Here is a 4,744-nt window from a genome sequence, read left to right as displayed (position 1 = left end):
GAGTTGCGACTTCGGGCCCTTTCGCGGGCCTGCCGTTGATGTGGTTACTCCAGTACGCGGAGCTTCGCTCCGTTGTTCCACGCCTCCAGCAGGCCGCGGTGGATGGCGGTCACCTCGTGGCGTGCGGAGACGAGCAGGGCATCCCGGGTGAAGGGCGCTGTGGCGACCAGCAGGGCGACGTCGGCCTTGTATTCGAGCTTGGCCATGCCGTGAGGTTGGACCGAGGCTGTGGATAACCCTCCGGTAAGAGAGACAGGATGTCTCTCTTAAAAAGTTCCAGCTCAGCCCCTCGCAGCGTGTGCATGCCATTCTCGGTGAGCTCTTCGCGATGGCGTTGCATGAGCCTGTTGATGACTCGCTCGCCCACCTCGAAATATGCGGCGACCATCTGCGTGCTCACATGCAGGCCGTCCGGCAGCAGGGACAGCAACTTGACCTTGTCGAGTGCTTCGGTGCGTTCCACGACGCTCGCGCGCAGGGTCTGCGATTCCAGTAGTGCGCCCTCGTGCACCATGCGCCATTCCTCCCCATCGGACGTGACTCGGACATGGGGGTGGCTTCCATGATGTTCCACCCCTAAAGGAGTAACGCGACAGAAGGTATGAAGACACGCTCGAATGGCGTGCATTCTTGCGATTTCGTGCTGGTCTCCGTTTGTACCTCAGAGCTGCTTCTTGAAGCCCACGTGTGACGCCTCGAAGCCGAGCCGCTCGTAGAAGCGGTGGGCGTCGAGGCGGGTGGCGTCGGAGGTGAGCTGGATCAGGGTGCAGTGCCGGCGGCGGGCCTCGTCAACGGCCCACTCGATGAGCCGGCCGCCCAGTCCGCTGCCACGCGCGTCGGCGTGGATGCGGACGGCCTCCACGAGCGCGCGGGTCGAGCCGCGGCGGGAGAGGCCGGGGATGATGGTGAGTTGGAGGGTGCCGACCGTACGGCCGTCGCGTTGGGCGACCATGAGGTGCTGGTTCGGGTCGGCGTCGATGCGGTCGAACGCCGGGCGGTAGAGGGCCGGTTCGCCGGGGCTCTCGCGCCGGGCGCCGAGGGGGTCGTCGGCGAGCATGGAGACGATGGCGGGGATGTCGTCCGCGGTGGCGCGCCGCATGGTGACCGGCGGTGGCGGTGATGGTGGCGGGGTCGCACCGTTCATGCCGTCGGTCGCAGGGCGCGTACGGCCCGGACGAGGGGGGCCAGTTCGGTGCGTTCTTCCGCGGATTCGAGGGCTTCGCGGAGGGCGGCGTCGTTCGTCGGACGGGCTGCCGACAGTAGGGCGTGGCCCGCGTCGGTGACGTTGGTGTAGATGCCGCGGCGGTCGTCGGCGCAGAGGTAGCGGGTGAGCAGCCCGCGCTCTTCGAGGCGGTTGACGAGCCGGGTGGTGGCGCTCTGGCTGAGGACGACGGCGTCGGAGAGCTGGTGCATGCGGAAGTGTCCGCCGTCGCCGTCGTGTTGCTCGCTCAGCACGTCGAGTACGGAGAACTCGCGGACGCTCAGTGCGTGTTCCGCCTGCAGTGCGCGTTCGATGTGGGCCTCGATGCGGCCGTGCAGGGCGGAGAGCGCGCACCAGCCCTGTGACAGGCCGGGGTCCGGTCGTGGCATGGCTCCTGTACCTCTTCTCAAGGGTCGTCGCGGGCCGTGGCGGTCTCCAGGGTAGTCCACGAGCGAAATAGTCCGCGTTTGCATGTATAGCGCGTCTGCAATTATTGTCTGCGCTTGTTAATGACGCACGCATGCAATTGTGAAGGGGCTCACCATGCCGCTCGCACTACTGGCGCTGGCTTTCGGCGCCTTCGGAATCGGGACCACCGAGTTCGTGATCATGGGATTGCTGCCGGAGGTGGCAAGCGACTTCGGGGTGTCCGTGCCCACGGCCGGTCTTCTCACCACCGGCTACGCCCTCGGCGTCGTCGTCGGGGCGCCGCTGCTGGCCGTGTTGGGCACCCGCGTCTCCCGCAAGCGGATGCTGATGCTGCTGATGGGCCTGTTCATCGCGGGCAACCTGGTGTCCGCCGTGGCCCCCGTCTTCGGAGTGATGCTGGCGGGCCGGGTCATCGCGTCCCTCGCGCACGGCGCCTTCTTCGGCATCGGCTCGATCGTCGCGGCCGGTCTGGTGGTACCGCACCGCAAGGCGGCGGCGATCTCGATGATGTTCACCGGGCTCACGGTCGCCAACGTGGTGGGGGTGCCGATGGGCACCCTGCTCGGGCAGCAGTTCGGCTGGCGCGTCACCTTCGCCGCCGTCGCCGGGCTCGGGGTGCTCGGGCTGGCCGGAATCGGAGCGCTCGTACCGCAGGAAACGCAGGAACGGCGGGAAGCTGGTGCCGCCGGCGGTGGCGCCCGTATCCGAAGCGAGCTGGCCGCCTTCCGTAACGCGCAGGTCCTGCTCGCAATGGCGATGACCGTCCTCGGCTTCGGCGGGGTCTTCGCCGCGATCACCTACATCGCCCCGATGATGACGGGCGCGGCCGGCTACGCCGGTTCGTCCGTGACCTGGCTGCTCGTGCTCTTCGGTCTGGGTATGGTCGTCGGCAACCTCGTGGGCGGGCGGTTCGCGGACCGGGCGTTGATGCCGATGCTGTGCACGGCGTTGGGGGCGCTGGCGGTGGTGCTGGCGCTGTTCACCTTCACCGCGTACGACAAGGTGGCCGCCGCGGTGACGCTGCCGCTGATCGGGGCCTTCGGCTTTGCCACGGTGCCGCCGCTGCAGAAGCGGGTCCTCGACCAGACCGCCGACGCCCCGACCCTTGCCTCCGCCGTCAACATCGGCGCCTTCAACCTGGGCAACGCGCTCGCCGCCTGGCTGGGTGGCTTGGTGCTGGACGCGGGGGCCGGCCCCACGGCGCCGAACTGGGTGGGCGCGGTGCTCGCGGCATCCGCGCTGGCGCTGGCCGTCGTCTCGGCGTTCCTCGACCGGCGCGGCCCGTCCCCGAACGCCGGGCGGGTCGTGGTCGCCACGGGATTCGGGGCGTCACCTGTACGGGAGGGGCGTCGCCCTGCGTTGCACTGAGCCGGGTCACTCGGCCCAGGGCAGCGGGCGCCTCGTCGTAGGCGCGTCAGGGGTGCTCGCCCGTCCCCCCCCGCGGGCATCGCGACCAGGGCCTCGGCGGCCTCCTCGCCGCCGGCGCGGAACTGCCGTACGCAGCCGGCCGGGAGGATGACCGCCTGACCCGCGGTGACGGTCTCCTCCCGGCCGTCGGCGCAGACGGTGACGGTGCCTGCCGTCTGCATCCACACCTGTTTGAACTGGCCCAGCGGCTGGGGGTGACCAAGCAGGCCGCGGGCCAACTCGTGGACGACCTGGAGCAGCGTGGTTACGTGCGCCGCGAGCCGCACCCCGCGGGCGGGCGGCGGAAGTTGGTGGTGCTGACGGACGCCGCACGCACGCATCTGGCGGTGGCGGGGCGCGTCCTGCACGGGCTGGAGGCCGAACTCGGCGACCGGCTGCGCGGCACGGACGGGACCGGCGAGGGGGTGGATCTCGCGCGGGTACGGTCCGACTTGGCCCGCATCGTCCGCGAGTTGGCCGGGGAGTCGCTGCCACCACTGCGCCCCGTGTGGTGAGACACCGTCACGGGGTCAGGCCGGCTGGCGGGGCCGGTTCGCGGCCACCGGCTTACGGGCGCCGGTACGCGCCCCGGTACGCCCGCCCGTACGGGCGGTCTCGCGCAGGCCGCGTCCGCGCCGGGTCAGGCCCCAGGGCTTGAGCACCGAGACGGCGGTGAGGAAGGCGTAGAGAGCGAGCGAAACGGCGGGCGGGAAGAGGAGGCCGGTGGTCTGGACGTACTCGCCCGCCGCGACCCGTTCCGCCGCCTCCGTCGCGCCGGGCCGGAAGGAGAAGACGGTGAGCCCGATCGCGACGAGGGTGAGCCAGAACTTGATGTAGACCCAGCGGTGCCGGGCCAGCCCCCAGGCCGTGCCGAGGGAGAGCAGCAGGCCGGTGCCGAGGGTGAGCAGGGCGACGGGGAGCAGCAGCCAGTCGGCGAAGAGCTTCATGGCGCGGTAGGCGGGTTCGGCGAAGCCGGCGGGGTCGCGGGCGCCGGCGATGGCGAGGGCCAGCAGGCACAGGGAGATCCCGAGCCAGCCGACGGAGACGGTGACGTGGGCGACGAGGAGGGTCCGGCGCGCGGGCCGCGGTAGCTGAGGCATGTTTCCACGGTGCTGTGCCGAACCGGTTGACGCGTCTGACGGTGGGAGTAGCTCTCCGTACTCGCGGGCGAGTACGGAGTCGGGCGTCGGGTGCGGGGTCGTGATCTTCGTGACGCGAATCGCGCTCGTCGGCTTCGGGCGGTAATTCCGATTCAGTGGTTCTCGTCACGTATTGCACCCTCCCCGCCCGATGGGACTTGTGCACTGAAGTGACAACGGTATGGTCGAGTCCGCATCGTGCGACAGGGGATCCGCAGCCGGTGTCAGGGGGGATCACCCACATCTTCCGAGTACGTGAGTGCGCAGAGTGTCCGTAAGAGTTCGAGGCGAGGCAGAACGAGGCAGACCATGACCACCACGTCGGCCGGTAACGGCGCGTCCGCCGGGGACGGCGGCAGCGGTGACAGTGGCGACTGGGGTTGGTTCGCCCCGGCGAAGCGGCACGCCGCCGACCAGGCCACGGCCGATGACCGCGAATACGACCGCGACCGTGAACAGGACGCCGACGGCGGGGAGATACCGGGCCGCTCGCCGAGCGCGATACGCCCCGTCGGCTCCGGCGCCGCCCGGGCCCGCCGGCCGGAGGCGCCCGCGGAGGCGTCCGTGC

Annotated in this window: 6 protein-coding genes and 1 pseudogene; 3 read left to right on the top strand and 4 right to left on the bottom strand. The window is 70.2% G+C overall.

Annotated elements, in window-relative coordinates; all coding sequences use genetic code 11:
- Positions 1-44 precede the first annotated feature (44 nt).
- From ACRDP3_RS24980 to ACRDP3_RS24970, 3 genes are all read right to left on the bottom strand, one after another.
- Entirely contained in the window at positions 45-206 is a 162-nt protein-coding gene (locus ACRDP3_RS24980) for a hypothetical protein (protein WP_431519250.1), read from the bottom strand.
- Between the two features lie 455 nt (positions 207-661).
- Positions 662-1,144, bottom strand: a complete 483-nt coding sequence (locus ACRDP3_RS24975) for a GNAT family N-acetyltransferase (protein ID WP_431519249.1) — start codon at positions 1,142-1,144, stop codon at positions 662-664.
- Positions 1,141-1,590 carry a MarR family winged helix-turn-helix transcriptional regulator gene (locus tag ACRDP3_RS24970; RefSeq protein WP_431519248.1) on the bottom strand — a complete coding sequence of 150 codons (450 nt, stop codon included), beginning with the start codon at positions 1,588-1,590 and terminating at the stop codon, positions 1,141-1,143. The genes ACRDP3_RS24975 and ACRDP3_RS24970 overlap by 4 nt, the downstream gene beginning before the upstream one ends.
- Before the next feature lie 154 nt (positions 1,591-1,744).
- Here ACRDP3_RS24970 and ACRDP3_RS24965 point away from each other — a divergent pair, with 154 nt between their 5' ends.
- Both ACRDP3_RS24965 and ACRDP3_RS24960 read left to right on the top strand, forming a co-directional pair.
- A complete protein-coding gene (locus tag ACRDP3_RS24965) occupies positions 1,745-2,998 on the top strand; it encodes an MFS transporter (RefSeq protein ID WP_431519247.1) in 1,254 nt (417 codons plus the stop codon).
- Between the two features lie 122 nt (positions 2,999-3,120).
- A complete protein-coding gene (locus tag ACRDP3_RS24960) occupies positions 3,121-3,552 on the top strand; it encodes a MarR family winged helix-turn-helix transcriptional regulator (protein WP_431519251.1) in 432 nt (143 codons plus the stop codon).
- Positions 3,553-3,567: 15 nt separating this feature from the next.
- On the opposite strand, the gene ACRDP3_RS24955 is transcribed toward ACRDP3_RS24960, so the two are convergent.
- Positions 3,568-4,137 carry a DUF2269 domain-containing protein gene (locus ACRDP3_RS24955; RefSeq protein WP_431519246.1) on the bottom strand — a complete coding sequence of 190 codons (570 nt, stop codon included), beginning with the start codon at positions 4,135-4,137 and terminating at the stop codon, positions 3,568-3,570.
- A gap of 348 nt (positions 4,138-4,485) precedes the next feature.
- Between ACRDP3_RS24955 and ACRDP3_RS24950 the strand changes: the two are divergent.
- Positions 4,486-4,744 (top strand): annotated as a pseudogene (locus tag ACRDP3_RS24950) (hypothetical protein); the annotation flags it as partial.

It is taken from the genome of Streptomyces sp., from assembly GCF_050698815.1.
GTDB lineage: Bacteria > Actinomycetota > Actinomycetes > Streptomycetales > Streptomycetaceae > Streptomyces.
Note: the sequence above shows the minus strand (reverse complement) of the source record. Positions and strands in the feature narration are given on the sequence as shown.